Source organism: Trichocoleus sp. FACHB-591, assembly GCF_014695845.1.
Classification (GTDB): Bacteria; Cyanobacteriota; Cyanobacteriia; order FACHB-46; family FACHB-46; genus Trichocoleus.
This window is the reverse complement of the sequence record NZ_JACJPA010000096.1, coordinates 36524-58033: the sequence shown is the minus strand read 5'-3', so window position 1 is coordinate 58033 and position 21510 is coordinate 36524. Positions and strand designations below refer to the sequence as shown.

The window sequence follows — 21510 nt, the reverse complement described above, 5'->3', positions numbered from 1 at the left end:
CTGAGCATCATGGCATTACAAGAACGGGCGAACACCGTTTCATTTTAAGACTTCTGCAGCCAGCCACGAGTACCAAAACATTCACAGGATCGAGCAGCAACTTGAGCCGCTTCAGCCAGGGCACGCTGGAAGTTAGCTTGCAAAATAAAATGGCAAAATGCCCCATGAAAAATATCTCCTGCTCCCAATGTGTCTACCACATTCACTGGAGGTACCGCGATCGCACCCATCTCATCGGTCGTGCTGTATTGAATCGGTTGCCCCCCGCAGGTGATAGCAATTTGGGGAACGCCTAAAGCAGTCAGGTAAGCAAAAACTGCTGCTGAATTATGGCAATCGGGCGGATGAAAGTTCGCTGAACAGATTGCGTAGTCTGTGAGTGCCAACACCTGCTCAAATCCTGGCTTCCAACTGCCACCATCCACTACAACTGGAATATTTTGCGCTTTGGCTTGTTGAGCGATCGCCACTCCAACTGCCATCTGATGCCCATCGATCAGCACCACATCCACATCTCGCAAAATATTTGAGGGAATCCGATCGGGTGCCATCTGGATCTTGCTGGCATTGATCGACACCACCGCTCGTTCACCTGTCGATTCGGTAGTGATGATCGAGGAGACCGGGGGTGGTTCGGTACGGTTGGGGTCAAGGTCAGCGATCGCTACACCACAACTATCTAAGTCGGCTCGAATCAAGTTGGTAATCGGGTGGCTACCGACCACTCCCAGAATCGTGGCTTGATTGCCCAAAGCGCTAAAAGCCACCGCAGCATTGGTTGCTGGTCCTCCGGCGGATACTGTGTAGTCTGATGCCACCAATTTTTGATTGTTGGTTGGTGGTGCCGCAGCTAGATAAACCATATCCAAAGTCACCATGCCCACAAACAATCCCCGCTGAGCCATACTGTCTCCTAATTGATCTTTCCTGCTGCTTACCTAGCGACACAGGCAAGAGTTCACTCCACAAGATAGTATGGCCAAATGGAAATCAAAGCTGGAACTCTCTACATCGTTGGTACACCGATTGGCAATCTGGAGGACATGACCTTCCGGGCAATTCAGGTGTTAAAAGAAGTGAGCGCGATCGCCGCTGAAGACACGCGCCACACCGGAAAGCTGCTCCAGCACTTTCAGATCAAAACGCCACAGATTAGTTATCACGACCACAATCGCCTCAGCCGTCTTCCAGAGATGATTAGTCGGTTACAGCAAGGCCAAGCGATCGCCCTTGTCACTGATGCTGGGATGCCCGGAATTTCCGATCCTGGCTATGAATTGGTGAAAGCTTGCGCGGAGGAGGGGGTGCCAGTGGTGCCCATTCCTGGCCCCAGTGCTGCGATTACCGCGTTGAGTGCTTCTGGCCTACCGAGCGATCGCTTCGTGTTTGAGGGATTTTTACCGGCGAAAGGCTCAGAACGCCGCACCCGCCTAGAAACCTTAAAACCGGAATCCCGCACGCTGATTTTTTACGAAGCTCCCCATCGTCTGCAACAAACCCTCCAGGATTTCGCAGCGACCTTCGGCGGCGATCGCGAGATTGCTTTAGGGCGAGAATTAACCAAGCTCCACGAAGAAATCTGGCGTGGCACCATGACCGAGGCGATCGCTTACTACAGCACCCGCGAAGCTCACGGAGAATTTACGCTAGTGGTCATGGGTGCAGAGCCAACAGAACTGGTACTGACCGAAGACGCCTTAAAAGCAGAGCTACAAGTGCTAATTGGGCAGGGAATTTCGCGATCGCAAGCCAGCCGCCAACTTGCCCAACAAACTGCCTTACCTCGTCGCCAACTCTACCAACTAGCACTGACCATTCCAGAACCTACAGACAACGAAAGTGCTACTCAATCCTCGGTTTGAGCTGCTTTTGCTTCGTCTTCCAGCGCTTGAATTGCCAACAACAGCTCTTCTTCTTGAGCTTCAAAGTCTTCTTCCGACACTTCGCCCATATCAAAGGCTAATTGCAGAGTGAGCAGTCGCTTACTGAGGTTTTCTTTATCGTCCCACTCAGCATTCACTCGTTCTTGAATTTGTGAGCCCAGCCAGGTTATACCTGCGAGGGGACCAGTAATCGGTGCTAATAGTAAGTCAAAAAACATAGCCAGCCTAATTTAATTGGCAAGTTGGGCGAAGTTATAGGGAGCGGTGAAGTTGTTGTAGCGGATGCGTAACCGCCCCTCAAACTGCAAATCCAGTGCTTCTACTTTTTCACTAAATGCAGCTTCATCATCCCAAGCAATCAAATAAGCCGCGTTGTAGATCATGGCTTCTGTTAGCGGATCATTTTCCAGTGCGCTGCTAGCTAGAGGATTCAAGGTAGATCGAAATACTCGAATAATGCTTTGCTTGCGAGCTTCTACGGCTTGTTCGATCGCCTGACCAATCCGAATTACCTCATCCATACTGAGGGATTTACCTTCTAAGCGATCGCGCTCGGAGCGTAGCTGCTCATCTTGAGCTAACAGAGCTTGTACCTCAGCCTCAGCGTCCCAAAATATTTTTACACCAACTTCTCTGCGGCCATCAAGTTTGTGGAACAGTTGTTCTAATTGGGGCCCCTGAGTTGCAGTGAGTTGTTCTGTGACGGTACGCCAATCTTCTACAATTAAACCAAATTGCAAAGGGAGCAGGGTTCGGTGGCCTGTATGCATTGCTTGTTCTAGCACTTTCTCGTGGTCTAGCAAGTTGCGCCGGCTGGCTAAATAACGCTCTTGCTGGGCCTCGGAGTAGAGAAACGTGAATCCATCTAAAACATGGGTATGAACAGGCTGTTTATCTAAACCCTGGGCTTCTAATTGTTGGGGGCCAGGGGTGGGGAAAATTCCATACAAATACAATCCAGTTCCCATCTGTTTTACCTATTGCAATGTTTAAGGATTAAGTGCAATGAATACTATTTTTTATAGCGGCTGTGAGGTTAGCACTAGCTTGAGTTTGGCTTGAATTAAATTCAGTTGAGCCAGTCCTAAATCTACGCTGCCTTCAACGACCACACCTGTATTCAGGAGGCGATCTAGCAACTCTAGAATTGAGGGATTAGTAGAAGTCTCGCCCGGATAGTAGCCTCCAGCTTTAGGCAACAGATTGCCAATTTCTCCCAAGTCAACATTTAAGTCTGCGGGATCCACTTCAAAGATTTCGCAAAGGTGCACCACTTGTTCTTCTAACTTACGGAGACTGCCAGCAGCTCGGTCTAAATCCTCGTCGCTCAGGCGTCCTGCTTCCATCCGCCGAATCACCTGAGCTTCCATCAGTTGCCGCACTAGCTCGACCACAGTCAGCAGCAACGGCGCTAAACCAGCATCTTTAGTTGATCGCTGAGGCTCTAGCAATAAGGGGGGCGGGGGGTCTGATAATGGCATGGCTTGACCCTAAGGCTACGAGTTTAGTATGCCCAGCGCGATCGCCATCCTCCCATTTCACTCTTATCCACAAAACTCTTACCCACAAAAAAAGTGGGCATGAAGCCCACTCGGAGAGGGAGAGTCTATGGCAAAGGAAAAACTATGTTTTTAAGCGGGAGCTGTGGGTAATGCGGTGGGAGCGGTGCGTAAGGCTCGCAATTCTGTTTCTAGCCCCTCAATCCGCTGGAGGAGTTGCTGATTGGCCTCCATCAGGCTGTGGGTTTGGCTGCTGAGATGAGGATCGCTTTCCCACCAATTGATGCCAATCTCCTTCGCCTTGTCTACCGAAGAAATTAGCAAGCGAATCCGAATGCTCAGCAGTTCGGTAGAGCCAACTGAAACGGAAATGTCTCCCGCAATCACAATGCCTTTATCTAAAACTCGTTCTAGAACATCGGCTAAGGTTGAGCCTTGAGTAGCGGTGGCGATCGCACCACGGTTAGAACTGCTAGGGGCGGGCATTTGGGGGAAAGTAGTCACAGTGGGGCTTCCTCAGGAAGTGACGTAGAGGCGATTGTTGCGTTGAGCTAGGATTCCCTTTTGAGCTAGGGAACGTAACGCATTCACCGCCTGAAATCGATTCATGCTTAAAGCTGCTTCAATTTCTGAGACTCTTGCTCCCTCAGCTTGGCGCAGATAGGTATAGACTTCTGCCTCATCTAACCCCAGTTGGTCTTGGTCGTTAATTTCGGGTTCCGCGATCGCAGCGGCAGGTTCAGTTGCAGCTTGAGGAGCGGCCTGGGGTTCAGCAGCCTTTACGGTGGCTGGCTCGGCTGCAGCTGAGGTGGCAGCAATAGTCACGGTGCAATCGGCATACTCTGAGCGGGGTGGTGCAGTTACGGGTGTGGGTACGATCGCCTTAGGTTCGCGGCAAACGAGTTCGTTGAGGAGTTCCCAAAGCAGGGTGGTAGATTCTTGGAGGGGCAAACTGGTGCGAGAAAGCAGCACATCCATGCAGATATCGCGGAAGTCAGCATCTTCTGCCATGACAGGAATATTATGCTCTTGGCAAACTTTGGCGATCGTGATGCCAGAGCGTAAACCAGAAGATTTCTCAGCCCCTGATTTGAGGCGAAAAGCTTTGACCAACTGAGTGATGAGGATGGCACTTTCCCGCTCAATCTCGGTTTTCTGTACCAAAATCTCTTGCTGAGTCAGCTCATCGGGTTCTGGCATGTTGATTGTGACCAGACGATCCATCAAGGCATCTTGGGTGGAATGCACCCCGCAGTATTCTTCTGGATTGGAGGTGAAGATAGCCCGGAATTGAGGATTGACTCGCACATATTCAGGACGATTGCCGCTGGGTGGCAGAGCCAAAATCTTTTCTTCTAAAGCGGAAAGTAAAACGTTGTTGACTTCCGGGCGAGAGCGGTTGAACTCGTCGTAGACCAAGGTGAAACCTTCGCGGCAAGCTAAGGTGAGGCGAGAGTCTACCCAGTTTTGCTTGAGTTCATCCTCGACTTTAACAACGCTATGGATAAAGTTGTCTACAACTTTTTTACGGGTATAACCCAACTGATTACCAATTAGGTCTGAAGTCTTGAACTCGTCATCGCCAAAGACCAACATGATGGGCCGAGTCAAAAGATCAGCCAAGTGTAAAGCGAGAGTGGTTTTACCTGTGCCAGCAGGGCCACGCAGATGCACGGAAAATCCAGATTGCAGGTAGCGCAAAGCTCTAGCAGCCACACGCTCGACGGCGGGAGTGCTGACAAATCGACGGGGGCGGGCTTGTAGGACAGTACTCACAGGTTAAATTCCTCTTGGGTGTAATAGACGCGATCGCGCTGCGTAATTAAACCTTTGGTGATTAAGGAGCGGAGCACATCGACGGCCTGAATTCGATTGATCGTTAAAGCAGTTTCTAGCTCTGCTAAACGGGCTCCTTGAACTTGATGGATGTAGTTGTAAACTTCTTTTTCGATGTCTACAGGTGTGGGTTGAGCAGGGGGAATTGGAGCGCTAGTAGGCTCTGAATTTGACCTCTGCCCGTCTGTGGCCCCCCTCTCCTGTAGGAGAGGGGACGGGGGAGAGGTTTGGCTTTGAGTTAATTGATTTTCTAAATCTGCGCCCCAAACAGAAGTTCGCAAGTTGGTGCAATATTGCTGTAGTTCAGTGCGAAAGGTGGCGAAGCGTTGGAATAGAGCTGCGACACGGGCTTGGCGATCGCTTCTACTTTGGCTGAGGGTTTGTTGCATTTGTTGGGCTCGGTCTTCTCGCAGTAGCTCCAGCTCCCACAAATAGCTCTGCACATCAGCACTAAGTTTCTCGACAAAGGTAGTGAGTTCTTTTGCTTGTTGGGTTCGCATTAAAACCCGTTCATGCTGACTGGTTGATAAAAGCGCTTGAGTTTCTTGTTGCAGCGTAGAAACTCGTGTTTGGATCTCCTGGCGCAGCAGGGTAACACTGGCATTTAGCTTGGAGTGGAATTGGCATAGTTCTTGGGCTAATTGCTCAGCCATCAGCGATCGCTCTATGGCAGTGAGTGATAAAAACTCAGCCGTCTGCTGTTGGAGTTGCTGTACAAAACTATCTAGTTGCTCAGCTAGCTCCTCAGCTTGGATTTGACGCTCTAAGCGACTGTAAGCCAAAAAATTCTGGGTTTCTTGTTGCAACGCCTGAACTGATTGTTGCAGTTGCAGCCGGAACAGATGTTGGTTGGCTTGCCGAAGTTCATTCTCTTCAGTTAGATCAGCGCGAAATGCAGCGAGGTTGTGGTGGACCTGAGCTGCTCGTATTTGGCGTTGTTGCCGCGTTGCCGCTAAAGCTGCTTGTACTTGTTGCTGGCGCTGAGCTAGTTGCTGCTGGCGCTGCCGCCGCTGTTCTTGCCATAAGTTTCTCAGAGCAACCATTGCGAGTTTCCTTCCACAAGCCGAGAGATCAGCCGAAATAAAAATGGGCGAAGTGAAAAAAGGGGAGTCAGCAAGACCCCCCAAGCTAGCTACTAAGCAGCAGGAACCGCAGCTTGAGTGGTCAAACCCACTGCTTCGGCATACTTTAGGTAGGTTTCAACGGAAGCAATTACAACCCGTGCTTCGATTGCCAACAGTTCGATTCCTACTAGGGAAACGCGAACCCAAGCATCAATGACAATGCCTTTGTCGAGGATGCGATCAATTACTTCAGCCAAGCTAGAGGAGGAGTTTACTTTTTCAACAGCCATGATGATTTCCTAAGTGTATTAATTGGTAAATTTCTGGGGCTTGACACGCCACAGCCTTCTCATAGCAAGGGTTTGATGGAGCTGTGGGTACAAGGCTAGAATAAGTATTTAAGGTATTAAAAAGGCCAGCATAAACACGGAAAATCTGCCTTAGCAATTTTTGCTGTTGAGAGAAGTACTGAGGACAGTGCGTGAAGCTCGGAAAAGCTTTTGCAATGAGTTGATTCAGGGATGCGATCGCTCTTTAGCGCTCAATGCAGCAATTTCAACTCGTTGAATTGATTAATTTGGGAATTGTAAATTAGGGATTTATTACTAGAAAATAATCTAAACCTGCCAATATTTTTATTCATGTAAATTGATGATTAGTAGCAAATTGCAGGAAAAAGTTTGGCTTCTTCTGCGATCGCTAAGCAATACTGAGTTTTTGAATTGAGGGTTAAGCAATCGCCCCTACCCCCAACAGTAGGCAGCACTTCATTACTAAAATGCTGCCTGACTGAACATACTCGCCTAGAGGAAATTGCGCTCCATGCTCCTGAGGGGAAAGGGGGACGGAGTTGGTGTGAGGAGTTATGGAGTTTGTCTTTGGGTGGCGAGAGCTTGATAAGCAGCGGCAAACTCATCGTTACTAATCCGAATTTGGGTAGGATCGGCAGGTCCTGTGGCTCGGTAATGGCGAATGGCTTCTAAAGCGGCTTGATTACTCAGAAGGGATAAATCTGCACCGTTCCAGCCTTCCGTTTGTGCGGCCCAAGATGCTAGGTCTACACCTTGCAAGGGGCGATCTTGGTTATGTACTTGCAGAATGGCGAGGCGACTAGCTTGATCCGGTAGATCTACTTTGAGTTGCAAATCTAATCGTCCCGCTCGTAGGAGGGCAGGGTCGAGGGCATCTGGGCGGTTGGTCGCTCCAATCAGCAACACGTTGGGGCAGCCTTGCAAACCATCCAGCTCCGTCAGCAGTTGACCGACGACGCGATCGCTCACACCAGAATCTCCGTTGAAGCGGCCTCGTGCTGGAGCCAGGGTGTCAATCTCGTCGACAAATACAACACAAGGAGCCGCTTGACGAGCTTTGCCAAATAATTCCCGCACTGCTTGTTCTGCAGCACCGACCCAACGGCTCAGCAGCTCTGGGCCATTAACGGCGATGAAGTTGGCTCTGGCTTGAGAAGCTACGGCTTTAGCAAGAAGAGTTTTACCTGTACCTGGTGGTCCCCAAAGCAGAATGCCACGGGGCGCTTTGGCTCCTGTTTGTTGGTAGAGTTCTGGGTAAAGCAGTGCCCCTTCCACGGATTCTTGCAGCGTTTGCTTGAGGTCGTCCAAGCCGCCAATGTCATCCCAAGCCACGTCCGGCGACTCAATCTCTACCGAGCGCAGAACGGCGGGTTTGACTTCTTTGATGGCTTGCAGGAAGTCTTGCTGTGTTAAGGTCATTTCTTCAGGCAGGGGTTCGTCCAAAGACGGGACTAAGCGGCGCAAGGCACTATAGGCAGCTTTTTGGCAAAGGGCTTTGAGGTCTGCGCCCACTAGGCCAACTGCTAAGTCAGCGATCGCATCTAAATTAACCGAATCCTCCAAGGGCATCGACTGAGTGAGAATCTGCAAAATTTCTAATCGGCCATCGCGATCGGGCACTCGGAATTGGACTTCGCGATCGAAGCGACCGGGACGACGCAGCGCTGGGTCTAGATGATCCGGGCGATTGGTGGCAGCGAGGACAATCACACCTTCGGCTTTGGCGAAGCCATCCATGAGGCCCAACAGTTGTGCGACCAGACGCTTCTCAACTTCCCCTTCCACTTTGCTGCGATCGGGAGCAAGGCTATCAATTTCGTCAATAAATACCAAGCAAGGGGCTGATTTGGCGGCTTTTTCAAAAATGGCTCGCAATCGACCTTCGGCTTCCCCATAATATTTGCCCATGACTTCTGGGCCAACGATCGCAATGTAGTTGACTCCTAAGTCCTCGGCTAAGGCGCGGGCAGTTAGAGTCTTGCCCGTTCCGGGTGACCCTACTAACAAAACTCCCTTGGTAGGTTCTAATCCTAGACGCTGTAACAATTCTGGGCGCTTGAGGGGAATTTCTACTAGTTCGCGTAATTCCTTGAGGACAGGTGCTAAGCCGCCCACGGTTTGTAGCGGTGGAGCTTTGGGCTCGCGGGTCGGTGGCGTGACGGTGGCTTCGGGGGTGGAGGCTGGTGTCGCATCAGCACTAGGAGAAGTGACAGGCCCACGACGCACGCCCATACCTGAGGGGATGTTTCCTTGTCGGGGAATACTACTTAAACTGCGGGAGCGAAATTGAATATCTGTTTTGATTTCTCCCTGTTCCGCCTTTTCTTCCAGGGCTTTGGCAAGTTCTATCAGTTGCTCGAACCCTTTGAATAAGTTGTCCATGCGTGTGCTGCCAGTTGGGTGATGCCAGTTAGGTGATGCAAGATAGCGATCGGTTCCAGGCCCATTGATTCAGGTGTAACAATCTTTACGAGCCTATGCATCAGTATGATTCCCTGCAACTCGCTCTCTTTAGCGGTAAAGGGGGTGTCGGTAAAACCACGCTTTCTTGCGGTTTCGCTCGCCGCTGGGCCAAACAGTTTCCTGAGCAAACAATTCTTTTAGTTTCCACTGATCCAGCTCATTCCTTAGGCGATGTGCTGCAAATAAAAACCAGTAATACGTCTCATGCGTTAGCAGATTTACCTAACTTGCGAGTGCGATCGCTGGATGCGGCTGCTCTCCTGCAAGACTTCAAAGCTCGGTACGGTCAAGTCTTGGAGCTTTTGGTAGAGCGGGGTAGCTTTGTTCAGGGAGAAGATTTATCTCCCCTTTGGAACTTAAGTTGGCCCGGACTTGATGAGTTGATGGGCATTCTAGAAATCCAGCGTTTACTGCGAGAAGGTGAAGCCGATCGCGTGGTGGTGGATATGGCACCTAGCGGCCATACGATTAACTTGTTTAAGTTGATGGATTTCTTGGACGAGTTGCTGGCAGCCCTAGAACTGTTTCAAGAAAAGCATCGAGTTCTCAGCCAAAGTTTTACCGGACGCTACACCGCCGATGATGCCGATGCTTTTCTCCATGAGATGAAGGCAGAGCTATTGGCTGGGCGACAGCTTTTGCAAAACCCTGACTGCACCGCTTGTTTGGTAGTGGCGATCGCGGAACCCATGAGCTTTTTGGAAACCCAGCGGTTTCTAGAGGCACTGAACCAACTGCAAATTCCCCTGGGTGGATTGCTGGTGAATCACATTCTCACGCTGCTTGAGGATGGCGATCACTACTCTGAGCAGCAGGAGATTCTAGGGAAATTTCAAGCCCTGGGTGCTCAGCCGATTTTCACTGTACCTCAGCAACTTGAAGAACCTGTTGGCTCAGTCGCACTCGATCATCTGGTGGCTCAGATCGCGCCTTTAGAAGTTGTGGTTTCCACTCCGCCAGTGGTGGTGCAATGGCCTACCAAGGTTTCTCCCAGTTTCGAGGATTTTATGGCGGCAGGTCGGCAACTTTTATTCATTGGGGGCAAAGGAGGAGTGGGCAAAACCACAGTCGCCGCCGCGATCGCTTGGGGCATGGCTGAACAACATCCTGATCGCCAAGTGCGAGTGATTTCCATAGATCCCGCCCATTCCTTGGGTGATGCCTTTGGGCAACCGTTAGGACACCAACCGACAGCATTAACTTCCAACTTAACCGGACAAGAGATTGATGCCAGCCAAGTCTTAGAGCAGTTCCGGGAAGAGTATCTGTGGGAACTGGCGGAGATGATGAGTGGAGATAGTACCGAGGGCGATCGCACATTGAGTATTGCCTACGGCCCCGAAGCATGGCGACGGATTGCCGCTCAAGCGTTACCAGGCATTGATGAGATGTTGTCGCTAATTACAGTGATCGATTTATTGGAGCGGCAAGAGCAAGATTTGATTATTTTGGATACGGCTCCGACTGGACATTTGCTCAGATTTCTAGAAATGCCAACGGCTCTGGGAGATTGGCTAGCCTGGATTTTTAAGCTGTGGATCAAGTATCAAGACGTGCTGGGGCGAACTAAGTTTATGGGGCGTCTGCGATCGCTACGGCAACGAGTGATGCAAGCGCAAAAACGGCTTCAAGACCCGAAATATACCGAGTTTATTTTGGTGTTACAAGCGCAATCGGCCATTGTGGCGGAGGGCCAGCGTTTAGCTCAGTCCTTGGCGGAGATGGGGGTGCCTCAACGCTACGTGGTTCACAACCGTTTTGCACCAGAACTCCAACTGCCTGCGGATGCTTTACCTCAGCACACCACCATTTATCTGCCAGTCTTGCCTCGCTCGGTTACTCCCCTGACGAGGATTCAAGGTGCGGCGGAGTTATTGTTCTAAAGCCCAAGCTAGACAAAATGATAGGGAGGGAGCGCTTCGCTGAGAGTCAGTTCCCAGTGGGGACAGTGGATTTGCCAAGTTTGCAAGTGTTCGTAAAGTTGGGGGCCTTCCTGGGCGCTTACCAACAGATACACTCGTTGACTGCCATCTTGAGCTTCACCCAAGACTGGACCCGGATAGATTTGGGCGATCGCTTGCACTAAGGACTGCCACTCAGCCGTCTGTTGCTGTTGTTGCTCATACTGACTTTGGAAACGACGTTTTTTGGCTAAAAAATATTCTCGCCCCTGAGCCTCTGTGGGCAAGGTGGCTTCGATCTCTAAAACTAAGGGGATTAACTTTAGGGTGTATTCAGCTTTGCCAGTCACCCTTGCTAACTTCTCCAGATATTCCTGGCTGTGGGTTTGCAGATGGGCTAGCAATCCCTCAGTGGACAAAAACCGAGTGCCAAACCGCAGGGGCAGTAAAGCGGTCTGCTCAAACAATTCTCGGATCACGCGATCGTGTGTCAACACTGCTTGGACTAACTGAGCGTCATGATCTTGTAGCGTTTCAAAAGACAACTCAGGTTCAATTAGGGCAGAGAGGCGATCGCAAGTCACTAGCTCCAAAGCACTCACAATTCCAGACGGTAGTTCGATGGCACTTGTGGGTGTATTGAGGAAAGCATAGGTGTACATCGGCATCTAGGCGAGCTTGAAGCAGCCAGGTTACTTTGGGCAGGGCCGTGGGCAAAGGCGGCATTTTCCTGCTTTATTTATCCACTTTAAGCCCCTAGGTGACGGAATCTGAAATCAGCTCAAAACCAATTTTGAGTTGCAGGTGTCCGGCGGACCAATCATCGCTCACGGGTGGTTGTAGGGCGATGGGAGTGCCTTGAAGTAGCTGTTGCAGAAGTGGTGTATTAGCCTCAATCGGCTTAAGTAGTTGGGTGAGGAAGGTGGCTGCGGGTTGCAAGTCTTTCCCACCTACGCCGGAACTGACCCGAATTAAGGTTTGGGCCGCCAAAGCATTGGGAAGGGTTTTGAGCACTTGTCCAGTTGACAGATCGAATAGCCAGTTTAGGTGAGGAGCGCTGATTGCGAGTACGGCAAACAACCGCAGAGTTCCTGTCAGCCAAGGCTCATCAGGTTGCAGTACCTCCGCTGGTACGCCGCCTACAAGGTGCATGGTTTGATAAGAACTGCTGGTGAGCTGCCAAAGCAGTTGAGGGAGCCAGCCATCCACACAAATTTCTGGCTGAAGCGGCCCATCCGGTGCTAGCTCAGTAGCATTGGGTATCATCTTGGCGATCGCCTCAGCAGTTGCCACAATGCTGGGTAGCAGGACGCCAGAGAGATCAGTCGCTGCTGAATCGGCTTCAGGTGCAGCAGTTGCATGAGCGATCGCCACACTCAGGGGTTGTAGCTGAGTTTGAAAGTAGGCTTGCGCGATCGCTGGCTCGGTTAGCTTGACTTTTAAGGCTGTCCCAAACGCTGATATTCCGTTGGGAGCTGTGAGATCCGTCAGGGTTGTGCCCTCGGTAAATTCAAACGCAAACTGCAACTGTAAAGTGCCAGACTGCCAAGCTTGTCCAGATTGGAGGCAATCGACTGCGGTAGGCTCAGTAAAACGCTGCATTTCTGGCGTCACGGTCTGCATTTGCTGGAGCAACTGCTGGGTAAAGCGCTGTGCCCAAGTGGGTTGATTGCAGAAATTTTCGCCCTCAGTCTGAACCAGCGCTTGATGCGTCAGATTGTTGACAGGTGGCTGATTGGTGGCTAAATCTAATGCCCATTCTTCGTGGGGCAACTTCAGCGTTAGCAGGGCTACAAGACGTAAAGCTCCAGTTTGCCAACCCTGCCCAGGCTGAAACACTTTTGCCTCAACGCCACAGAGCAGGCGCATTAAGTCGTAGGAACTTTTGGCAATGTACCAAAGCCACTGCGGAATTAAGTCTTCAATCAAGAAATAGTCTGGTAGGGTCGCAGTTGCAGCGGGTGCGACTGGCCCAGAAGATGAACCTAGAGAGCTAGTTTGTAGCGCTTCCAAGACTTCGTAGGCTTCTTCTGTGACGTAGGGAATCAAGTTCTCAATTGTTGGCTCTAAGTCGCTCGGCCAGCCACTCTGGGGCGATCGCAACTTGGCGACAATTGCCACCAATTGCTGCATCGCTTCTAAAACGGGCTGAGCAACTGGCTGAGCTAAGACTAGTGGCTGCGAGTTGCCCTCAATGGCGATTGGCTCGCTCAACTTCAAAACTGTTTTGGCGATCGCGGCAAAGTCAAATGCGGGGTCAAACTCCTCGGTTTCAGCCACCAACTCTCCTTCTAGGCACTCGATTGCCTCAGAAGCTAGCATCGGTACCACTAGAGAAGATTGAGGTTGGATCATGGCTGTCTCTGCTGGAGTATCTAGAGGTTGAAGTGGCGCTGGAATCGCGGATCGAGATAATGCTGTTTCTGATGATTGCAAGGCAGACAGAGCGTTTGCAGGTTGCTAATGTCGTTAGACCCGCCTCGCGCCAGTGGAATAATGTGGTCAATACTGAGATGCACCTCTAATTGAGTCTGCCCACAGCTTCGGCATTGATAGCGATCGCGCTCAAACACATATTTCCGGACTTCTGGCGGAATCCGAATGCGAGGAGTTTTGCTCATAATGTTGTGCTTACGGCTTTGCTCACGAAGGATCTTGCCAAACATCGTTAGGAATCGCCTGACGAATATCATCCAAGGGTGACTTCATTTCATCGGGAAGAAATTCCAAGCTGACTCGGATTTTGCCTTTACGCCAACCCTGACCATCAAACTTTAAGGCTTCACATTCCATGCCTTCAGCAAAGACACTAATTGCTTGATCGGAAGGTAAAGATTTCTCGGCGATCGCTTCGATAAATTCAATCACTCTGAGAGTCCGTGGCAATTCCAAATAGTCCGAAATGTCCTCGGAGTAAATAGAAAGGACTTCATCATATTTCAAGGCTTGAAATTTATTGTTCTCGCTATTGTCCATAAGTTAATCGCGATCGCCCTCTTCTGACATCTGCTGACGAATATCATCAAGCGGTGAATCTGTTTCATCTGGACAAAAAACCAAGCCAAGCTTGATCTTCCCCTTTCTCCAACCTTTTCCAGGACTTAAAACCTCACAACTCATTCCCTCTATCAACCATTTTTTCGTTATTTCCTCGGCAATTCTCCCAAAAAAGCCTTCTTTTAAAACTTTGATAAATTCATAGACTTTGAAAGTTGTATGTGCAACAACCATTTGATCGGAACTATTTACAGAAACTACTTCTGAATCTTCCAACTTCTCGAACTGACTCATTTCAATACCTTTATTAACTAATCATTTGACGAATATCATCAAGGGATGATTTTGATTCACCGTTTAACGATTTGCCATCTTCGATTAGTTCTTCAGCTTCATCCGGGCAGAATTCTACAGAAACCTTGACTCGCATCTTGCCCTTTCGCCAGTTTTGTGATCCGAACCTTAAAGCCTCACAACTTAAACCTTCATTTAGAAGCTTTTTCCTTGCCGTAACATAAGAACTATCAAATTCTATTAATATATTTCTAATTCCCTGTTCTAACTCAGACTTCTTAAAGGTATGAGGCATCTTAAACATGCCTTCTTCATACACAATGCTTGTATCATAATCGTCATAAACATTTAAAGATAAGACCTCGCCTGAACTTAAAGGTTCAAATTTTTTATTCATACTCAACAAATCCTCTCTATGAGATTGGTACTAGAACTCAGATATTGCTGTCAATGTGCTCACGGATGTCATCTAAGGGTGAGTCTGATTCTGTTTTGTCGGGAATAAACTCAACACATATCCTGATTTTGCCTTTTCTCCAGTCAGCTCAGGTTGCAGGAGATCACACACTACTCCCTTTCCAAAAAAGTGATTGATTTCGGGTTCTGACAGACCATATGCAAATCCTTGCCTAATTTTTGCAAGTAAGTCTTTGACTATAAAGGTGTCAATATGAAACAAGCTCTTGTTTTCCTTGAAGTCCACATGCAAAACACCATCTTTTAGATTTTCCAAGAACAATCTTTTACTCATTCAAAAATAACCTCCTACTCAAGCTTTTCAAAAACCTCTTCTATTTCTAGTTCTCCTCGGCGATCGCTTGACGAATATCATCAAGTGGTGAATCTATAGCTTCAGACTCATCAGGATGAAATTCTATACTGACTTTGATTTTAATTTTCCCTTTTCTCCAGGCTTTATCACCAAGCTCCAAAACCTCGCAATCTATACCATTCCCAAACCAGTCTTTCGTAAATATCTTTAATTCATTCTGAGATGATTTTTGTGATATATTCTCACGTGTTAGTAGGACTTTTAATGCTTCTCTAAATCTACCTGCTTTATGTAAAATAGAGCCAAATGCGACTACGCTTTCATCACTGAAGCTAAACGAAAAATTATGGTTTTCCATGCAGTTTATTGCTCATAAAAGTTCCTAGAAGAGATCACCTAAAAAGTATTTAAGACCCTGCACTGGCCCCCTCAGTCCCCCAATACTGGGGGAAGCTAAGAGTCCAGTTCTCTACTTAGGGAAGGCTAAGAATTTAGTCCTCCCAAATTTGGGGGGCTAGGAGAGCCTTTTACACCTAAGCCAAGTTAGCGTTAGTTTCAGTGACACTTGGTTGCGTCCCATTACTTGAACCGAGATCAAAAGTTTCTGAGTTGTAAGTAGCAGGAACCGTTTGATCGAAGTCAGGGGTAGAGATAAGGGGAAGTTGGCGATCGCGTAATTGCATCGCTTTTAAGCAACTATTGATCGCTTCAACGGCTTGGTTATAGGTAGCAATATTGTGATCAACTTCTGTGAGGAGACGTTGATTGCGGAGGATTTTTTCTTCCGCTTCTTTCTCCAGTGTTTGCTCCAAATAAGCGCGAGCATGGTCATATTGCTGGAAAATTGCATCCGCTTGTTGCTCCGCCATTGGCAACAGATGAGTTTTCAGCGTTTGGTTGAGCGTTTGGCGGAAATTGCGGCGAATTGTGGCTGATACTTTGGGTTCAAAATCCAGCTTCAGCAATTGGCGAATCGCGGGTTCTGCCTCAGCCATACTTTCGCAGTCATACCCCTGAGAAGTTTGCTGCAACGTTTGCCGCAGTTGGAAAAAGAACGGCGAATCACCAAAAAACTGCGGAGTTTCGCGCACATAGCGATCGCACTCAATTCGAGCTTGGTTCGCGATCGCGTGTCGGACTTGGGCTTCCAAATGCTTTAGCTGTGTCTCAATGCCGCCATCGTTACCTAGTAAGCGGTAGAGCTTGCGGTAATAATCTGACTTGCGAACCTGCTCCGTCAAATATTGGAAAAAGGCCACAACCACCGCTTGCGAAGCCTCGACTAAAACGGTTTCTAGCTCATTCGCCAAGTAATAGAACGCCTCCACCAAAATTGCCATTAGAGGAGCTGTGGCATTGCGAGGATGGCTGAGCGTGGCGCGACTGTAAGCATCCGCCACCGAGAACGTATTCAGCAACTCATCCAAACGGCTGACCATCCGAGCTTTCAGCTTAATGAACGCTGCCTCAAATGTGGCGTTGGTGACATCTCCGGCGATCGCATTCACTTCCTGGGCGATCGCTTGAGAAAAATCAGCTCCAATTTGCTTCAGCTCATGCCCCAGATGCTCCAGTTCACGGGCTTTCATCGCATCGATCGCGCGGGGCTGGCTGTCTAGCTCCCACCGAGCTGCGAGATAGTGATTGCGGAGATTGATGCAGAGTGGTTGCAGATCATCGGCTAGGTTCGCGAACAGTTGGGGTCGCTTTTCTTCAGTCAAGTAGCGGGTGATCGCTGTGCGGAATTCCTCAATGCCGCTGTCTTGAATCAACTGCTCCACCAGAGGCGCGCCCGACTCTTGTAGAATCCGCACATAGTTCTCATTGGGTGTTTCGTAGCTGTTGACCGAAATCCGGAAGCGGCTAGAAGCCAGTTTGCCAGAGTTGGCACAGTAACGGTTGAATTCATTCACAAACTGCGGCGTTTCTTCCTGCCCATCCAAGCCCTTGATGCTCTCCGCAAAGACAGAATCGAGGCCAAAGCGATCGCCAACCCTAGTTTGCTTAATCTGGCTGCCATAAAAGCCCAGCAAACCACTGGTTTTGTAAACTCTGCTTGAATCTTGGAATTGGGCATACACCAAATCATCCAGCCGTTGCCGCAGTTGGCTGTTGTACCAAGTTTCATCAATGCGGTTAAACACATAGAAGACGCGATCGCGAATGCCAATATTGCTCCGCATCTTCTCTAGCAGTTCGGTTTCTTCGGTGGTCATGTCGCCCGCCGCCGCAGGTTTTAGGACACAAACCACGGCTGACGTATCGGAGTCTTCAATTTTGCGGTAGGTCAGCTCGGCATCCTTTTTCACCGGAGCATCAATTCCGGGCATGTCTACCAACACGTTGCCATCTTGCAACAGGGGGTGATGGCAGTAGTACTCGATTCGCCTCAGAACCGAGCTATTGCTACCCCGGCGAGCAAAACTGGCAGCTTCCTTGAGGCTGGAGAAGTTGAACTGCTCCATTGAGTAAGTCGCGTGGTTAGTGGGGTGCAGGCGATCGCGGTTAGCAGCAAATCCTTCCAGCAGCAAAATCAGCGCCTTGGCTTGCTTGGCCCGCTCTGACTTACTCTCACCACCTTCCTGCTGAATAATTGCCTGACAGCCTTGGTGCAGCAGACCCATTACTTCCGGCTGATCAATAGCGATCGCTGCCGTTAGCCCTAAGCGTTGGCAGAGTGCCTGAGCCTGCTCCCGAATCTCGGCTTCACTCAGAAACGTGAGCACCACTCGCTCCTGATCTGGCTCAGCATATTCGACATAGCACTCGGTTCCGGTGGCGTGGCCTTCAGCGCTGTAGAGCAACTCGCGTTCTAGCAGGGCGTTGATCAACATCGACTTCCCGGCACTAAACGCCCCCGCAAACACGATCTCAAATTTAGGGGCGATCGCTTTTTTCAGGGACGATTGAATGACGGTAACATCTTGCTGGGCACGTAACGATGGTTCGTGGTGCAACAGTTGCAGCAGAGAATCAACCTGTTCTGGCAGGCTGTGGCACTGGAGGGGCATTTGAGTCATGGTGGCAAGTACTGAAGAGGCAATTGCTGTGAACGCGGACTAGTTCTAAACTCAACCCCCAGAGTTCCCATTCCTTGCCGAGCAGACGCAGGGTAACCCTGCCTTTCGTGCGGTTATCCGTCCCTCAGTAACCAAGAAAATCAAGACCGCCGGACGGAGTTAGTCTAGATTCATAGCTCCCAAATAGCGCTGTAAATAAGGTGAAAACACCTCATAGATCAGCGTTAACGGCTGCCCATGATGCCAGAACAAATAGTGACGTCCCCAAAAAGGCCCCGTTTGCTCAAACGCAGCCTCTAAAACCGCAGAATGACCGTAATAAACTCCCTGCACATCCCGATATAACTCAGTGCGTAAGCGGGCCAAACTCGCCCAAATCGGCAGTGAGCGATTTTGCAGATACTCGTCTACATGGCTCGCTTCCCACCAAGAAGTCGCATAGGCCAGTCTTTGCCCGGAAGCCGTCCGCAACCAAACTTGTCGCCTTAAACGGGGTCCTGGAATCAGTTGGATTTGAGCGGGCGCTCCATCTGAGTCCATACCAATCAAGGACATACCAATCACATCTACTTCAGTAGGCTCACCCGTTAGCAACTGTAGATGTTTGGTCGGAGAACCGTCTCCCAACAAAAGCATCTGCCAAGCAGGAGCTAACTGAGCATGCGGCAATCCTTGTTGAATGCCCACGCCCTCATCCTGCCAAAGAGGATCTAGAGCATACCAGGGCGTTGGTAGAGTAACGCTTTTGTTAGGTTTAATAGTGGAAGTCAAAGCTCTTTACAAATCTTTTCATTCTTCCTCCGATCATAAACAGGAAATGCTTAGGAGGCAAAGAATCAAGAAATAAAGAGCTGAAACTCCAAAACACAGAATGGTTAAATATGCGGATGGCGAGACTCGAACTCGCAAGGCGTGAGCCACACGCCCCTCAAGCGTGCGTGTCTACCAATTCCACCACATCCGCGTGGTTTTAGAGGCTGCCAAGGTGCAAATGCCCTTGATTTCCTCCGGTTACCTAGAATAGCTCATAAACTGACTTTTAGATCAAAATTATTGGAGAACTCTGAAATATTTTCTTTAGAGGCGATCGCAACCCAATACGGATCAATGAAATGCAACTCTATCTTGAAGTTCTAGGCGCACTTCGCTTTAGTTAAGCTACCCCAGCGTGATACGATCAGTTTCCGGTCTGAGGTTTTCGTGTAAGTTCCTGGGTTTGGTTTCGCCGTCAAGGTGTCTTCCAGAGCGCCTCAGAAAGCTTTATTTTACTCATTTATTGACCTTAAAGCTGGAAGATGCTTTTTTCCAAAATTCTGATTGCAAATCGAGGGGAAATCGCCCTCCGCATTCTCCGAACTTGTGAAGAAATGGGGATTGCGACAGTTGCGGTTCACTCTACGGTTGATCGCCATGCGCTCCATGTGCAGTTAGCAGATGAAGCTGTTTGCATTGGCGAACCACCCAGTGGCAAAAGTTACCTAAACATCCCCAATATCATTGCGGCAGCTTTGACTCGAAATGCTACCGCCATCCACCCAGGCTATGGCTTTTTAGCAGAGAACGCCCGATTTGCTGAGATCTGCGCGGATCACCAAATTGCCTTCATTGGGCCTTCGCCCGAGGCGATTCGTTTGATGGGCGACAAATCTACTGCCAAGGAGACGGCTCAGCGGGCTGGTGTACCTACGGTTCCAGGTAGCGATGGACTTCTGACAGATGACCAAGAAGCCTTAGCGATCGCTCGCAAAATTGGCTATCCCGTCATGATCAAGGCGACTGCCGGAGGTGGCGGTCGGGGGATGCGACTAGTCCTTGAGGAAAGCGAGCTGAACAAACTGTTCATGGCTGCGCAAGGTGAAGCTGAGGCAGCCTTCGGCAATGGTGGAGTTTATTTAGAGAAATTTATTGAGCGACCCCGCCATATTGAATTTCAAATTTTGGCTGACAGTTATGGCAATGTCATCCATTTAGGCGAGCGCGACTGTTCCATTCAGCGCCGCCACCAAAAGCTGTTAGAAGAAGCACCGAGTCCTGCCCTGAGCCAAGAACTTCGCGAAAAGATGGGAGCAGCAGCGGTTCGGGTGGCTCAATCGATTAATTACGTGGGAGCAGGTACGGTTGAATTTCTCCTAGATCAAACGGGGAATTTCTACTTCATGGAAATGAATACCCGCATTCAGGTAGAGCATCCAGTTACAGAGATGATTACTGGACTCGATTTGATTGCGGAGCAAATTCGCATCGCTCAGGGGGAAAAACTCAGACTGACCCAAGAGCAGGTGGTACTCAAAGGTCATGCGATCGAATGTCGGGTAAACGCAGAAGATCCAGACTTTAACTTCCGTCCCAGTCCAGGTCGCATCAGTGGTTACTTGCCACCAGGGGGACCCGGTGTGCGGATGGACTCGCATGTGTATACAGACTATGACATTCCGCCCTACTACGACTCCTTGATTGGCAAGTTGATTGTTTGGGCACCCGATCGCCCCTCTGCCATTAGACGCATGAAGCGGGCATTACGGGAGTGCGCTGTGACAGGCCTACCCACTACCATCGGCTTCCATCAGCGAATTTTGGAAACCCCAGAGTTCAACCGAGGCGAGGTCTACACCAACTTTGTGCTTGATGTAATGCAAAACTCGAAGTAATAGACACACCCCTGCTCCATACACTCAATCCCTTTCGTTTCTTAGATAGAACGGTTGACTATGCGAAGTATCGCCCAAGCTATTTTGAGGCACCGATCGCTCTACTTTCCGGAGGTCTAGGTTTACAGAACCCTTACTAGTGCAGCATCATGGTCACGAGTCCTTGCTGGCCCAACAAGATTTCGCGCAGCAAGCTAAAAATTCCCACCCAAATAATCGGGGTAATATCTACTCCCCCAATCGGGGGCACAAGCTTTCTCAAAGGCAACAAGAAAGGCTCGGTGGGCCAAGCCACTACATTGAAGGGAAACTGATTCAAATTAACTTGGGGATACCAAGTTAGAACAATCCGAAAGATAAATAAAAAGATCATTAACCCCAATAAAGGGCCAAGCGTCCAGGTAGCAAGTGCAGCAGAAGTCATAAGCGCAGAGTTGAGTATAGGATTTTTAAGCTTTGTAACTAAATTCACTCCTTAATTCTACCTGTAGGTGAGCCCGTCTGAGGCAGCGATCGCCTCTACCAGAGTGCTTCTAGCTGATCCAACTGCTTCTAGGCACATTCTTAAACTGCTCAGAGCAAAGTGCCAAAAGCGGCGCGTGACTTCTCTAAGGTATGACAAACCATTACAATTATGAAAACTAACTCATGGTTGTAATCAAGGACGAGGACTCTCTATGACTCCTTCACTCGCTAATTTCTTATGGAGCCTGGTTTGGGGTGCTGCCATCGTAGTCATTCCCGCGACCGTAGGGCTGATCGTCATCAGCCAGAAAGATAAAATTCAGCGCTCTTAGTTGGCTGAACTAATTTGTAAAGCTA

Annotated in this window: 25 protein-coding genes and 1 tRNA gene; 4 read left to right on the top strand and 22 right to left on the bottom strand. The window is 49.5% G+C overall.

What is annotated here, in order from left to right:
• Positions 1–44 precede the first annotated feature (44 nt).
• Entirely contained in the window at positions 45–905 is an 861-nt protein-coding gene (locus H6F90_RS18345) for a sugar kinase (protein ID WP_190553746.1), read from the bottom strand.
• A 78-nt stretch (positions 906–983) separates the two neighbouring features.
• Between H6F90_RS18345 and rsmI the strand changes: the two genes are divergently transcribed.
• The gene (gene rsmI / locus H6F90_RS18340; protein ID WP_190553745.1) at positions 984–1862 is read left to right on the top strand and encodes a 16S rRNA (cytidine(1402)-2'-O)-methyltransferase; all 879 of its coding nucleotides are present in this window, start codon (positions 984–986) and stop codon (positions 1860–1862) included.
• Here the strand turns inward: rsmI and H6F90_RS18335 are convergent.
• The 8 genes from H6F90_RS18335 to H6F90_RS18300 all read right to left on the bottom strand — a co-directional run bounded on the left by H6F90_RS18335 (position 1847) and on the right by H6F90_RS18300 (position 8975).
• Entirely contained in the window at positions 1847–2101 is a 255-nt protein-coding gene (locus H6F90_RS18335; RefSeq protein WP_190432669.1) for a gas vesicle protein GvpG, read from the bottom strand. The genes rsmI and H6F90_RS18335 overlap by 16 nt on opposite strands.
• Before the next feature lie 12 nt (positions 2102–2113).
• Positions 2114–2851, bottom strand: a complete 738-nt coding sequence (locus tag H6F90_RS18330; protein WP_190553744.1) for a GvpL/GvpF family gas vesicle protein — start codon at positions 2849–2851, stop codon at positions 2114–2116.
• A gap of 51 nt (positions 2852–2902) precedes the next feature.
• Positions 2903–3364 carry a gas vesicle protein K gene (locus H6F90_RS18325; RefSeq protein ID WP_190553743.1) on the bottom strand — a complete coding sequence of 154 codons (462 nt, stop codon included), beginning with the start codon at positions 3362–3364 and terminating at the stop codon, positions 2903–2905.
• A 150-nt stretch (positions 3365–3514) separates the two neighbouring features.
• The gene (locus tag H6F90_RS18320; protein ID WP_370527453.1) at positions 3515–3886 is read right to left on the bottom strand and encodes a gas vesicle protein; all 372 of its coding nucleotides are present in this window, start codon (positions 3884–3886) and stop codon (positions 3515–3517) included.
• Positions 3887–3898: 12 nt separating this feature from the next.
• Positions 3899–5158: a gas vesicle protein GvpN gene (gene gvpN, locus H6F90_RS18315; RefSeq protein ID WP_190553742.1), complete on the bottom strand. Its 1260-nt coding sequence runs from the start codon at positions 5156–5158 to the stop codon at positions 3899–3901.
• On the bottom strand, positions 5155–6261 hold the full coding sequence (gene gvpC / locus H6F90_RS18310; protein WP_190553741.1) for a gas vesicle protein GvpC: 1107 nt from the start codon (positions 6259–6261) through the stop codon (positions 5155–5157). Before gvpC ends, gvpN begins: the two co-directional genes overlap by 4 nt.
• A gap of 92 nt (positions 6262–6353) precedes the next feature.
• Positions 6354–6572 (bottom strand): gas vesicle structural protein GvpA, encoded by a 219-nt coding sequence (gvpA, locus tag H6F90_RS18305; protein WP_190553740.1) that lies wholly within the window; start codon positions 6570–6572, stop codon positions 6354–6356.
• 573 nt (positions 6573–7145) lie between these two features.
• On the bottom strand, positions 7146–8975 hold the full coding sequence (locus H6F90_RS18300) for an AAA family ATPase (protein WP_190553739.1): 1830 nt from the start codon (positions 8973–8975) through the stop codon (positions 7146–7148).
• A 95-nt stretch (positions 8976–9070) separates the two neighbouring features.
• Between H6F90_RS18300 and H6F90_RS18295 the strand changes: the two genes are divergently transcribed.
• Positions 9071–10939, top strand: coding sequence for an ArsA family ATPase (locus tag H6F90_RS18295; RefSeq protein ID WP_190553738.1), 1869 nt, complete (start codon positions 9071–9073; stop codon positions 10937–10939).
• Between the two features lie 8 nt (positions 10940–10947).
• On the opposite strand, the gene H6F90_RS18290 is transcribed toward H6F90_RS18295, so the two are convergent.
• The 12 genes from H6F90_RS18290 to H6F90_RS18240 form a co-directional block, all read right to left on the bottom strand.
• Positions 10948–11625 (bottom strand): GvpL/GvpF family gas vesicle protein, encoded by a 678-nt coding sequence (locus H6F90_RS18290; protein WP_190553737.1) that lies wholly within the window; start codon positions 11623–11625, stop codon positions 10948–10950.
• Between the two features lie 88 nt (positions 11626–11713).
• Positions 11714–13312 carry a hypothetical protein gene (locus tag H6F90_RS18285; protein ID WP_190553736.1) on the bottom strand — a complete coding sequence of 533 codons (1599 nt, stop codon included), beginning with the start codon at positions 13310–13312 and terminating at the stop codon, positions 11714–11716.
• A 20-nt stretch (positions 13313–13332) separates the two neighbouring features.
• Positions 13333–13578, bottom strand: a complete 246-nt coding sequence (locus H6F90_RS18280) for an HNH endonuclease (protein ID WP_190553735.1) — start codon at positions 13576–13578, stop codon at positions 13333–13335.
• Positions 13579–13600: 22 nt separating this feature from the next.
• Positions 13601–13933 carry a KGK domain-containing protein gene (locus tag H6F90_RS18275; RefSeq protein WP_190553734.1) on the bottom strand — a complete coding sequence of 111 codons (333 nt, stop codon included), beginning with the start codon at positions 13931–13933 and terminating at the stop codon, positions 13601–13603.
• A gap of 3 nt (positions 13934–13936) precedes the next feature.
• Entirely contained in the window at positions 13937–14248 is a 312-nt protein-coding gene (locus H6F90_RS18270) for a KGK domain-containing protein (protein ID WP_190553733.1), read from the bottom strand.
• A gap of 13 nt (positions 14249–14261) precedes the next feature.
• Entirely contained in the window at positions 14262–14645 is a 384-nt protein-coding gene (locus tag H6F90_RS18265) for a KGK domain-containing protein (protein ID WP_190553732.1), read from the bottom strand.
• A gap of 37 nt (positions 14646–14682) precedes the next feature.
• The gene (locus H6F90_RS31595; protein WP_370588055.1) at positions 14683–14751 is read right to left on the bottom strand and encodes a hypothetical protein; all 69 of its coding nucleotides are present in this window, start codon (positions 14749–14751) and stop codon (positions 14683–14685) included.
• Positions 14718–14999, bottom strand: a complete 282-nt coding sequence (locus tag H6F90_RS30780) for a hypothetical protein (RefSeq protein ID WP_242024529.1) — start codon at positions 14997–14999, stop codon at positions 14718–14720. The genes H6F90_RS31595 and H6F90_RS30780 overlap by 34 nt, the downstream gene beginning before the upstream one ends.
• A 46-nt stretch (positions 15000–15045) precedes the next feature.
• The gene (locus tag H6F90_RS18255; protein ID WP_190553731.1) at positions 15046–15378 is read right to left on the bottom strand and encodes a KGK domain-containing protein; all 333 of its coding nucleotides are present in this window, start codon (positions 15376–15378) and stop codon (positions 15046–15048) included.
• A 175-nt stretch (positions 15379–15553) separates the two neighbouring features.
• A complete protein-coding gene (locus tag H6F90_RS18250; protein ID WP_190553730.1) occupies positions 15554–18040 on the bottom strand; it encodes a dynamin-like GTPase family protein in 2487 nt (828 codons plus the stop codon).
• Between the two features lie 159 nt (positions 18041–18199).
• Positions 18200–18811, bottom strand: a complete 612-nt coding sequence (locus tag H6F90_RS18245) for a chorismate lyase (RefSeq protein ID WP_190553729.1) — start codon at positions 18809–18811, stop codon at positions 18200–18202.
• 111 nt (positions 18812–18922) lie between these two features.
• Positions 18923–19004 (bottom strand) — tRNA-Leu (locus tag H6F90_RS18240).
• A gap of 331 nt (positions 19005–19335) precedes the next feature.
• Between H6F90_RS18240 and accC the strand changes: the two genes are divergently transcribed.
• On the top strand, positions 19336–20688 hold the full coding sequence (gene accC, locus H6F90_RS18235) for an acetyl-CoA carboxylase biotin carboxylase subunit (protein WP_190553728.1): 1353 nt from the start codon (positions 19336–19338) through the stop codon (positions 20686–20688).
• A gap of 136 nt (positions 20689–20824) precedes the next feature.
• Here the strand turns inward: accC and H6F90_RS18230 are convergent, their stop codons facing one another.
• Positions 20825–21112, bottom strand: coding sequence for a YggT family protein (locus H6F90_RS18230; RefSeq protein WP_190553727.1), 288 nt, complete (start codon positions 21110–21112; stop codon positions 20825–20827).
• A 253-nt stretch (positions 21113–21365) separates the two neighbouring features.
• Here H6F90_RS18230 and psbX point away from each other — a divergent pair, with 253 nt between their 5' ends.
• Complete coding sequence (gene psbX / locus H6F90_RS18225; protein ID WP_190432648.1) at positions 21366–21485, top strand: photosystem II reaction center X protein; 120 nt, start codon at positions 21366–21368, stop codon at positions 21483–21485.
• Positions 21486–21510: the final 25 nt, after the last annotated feature.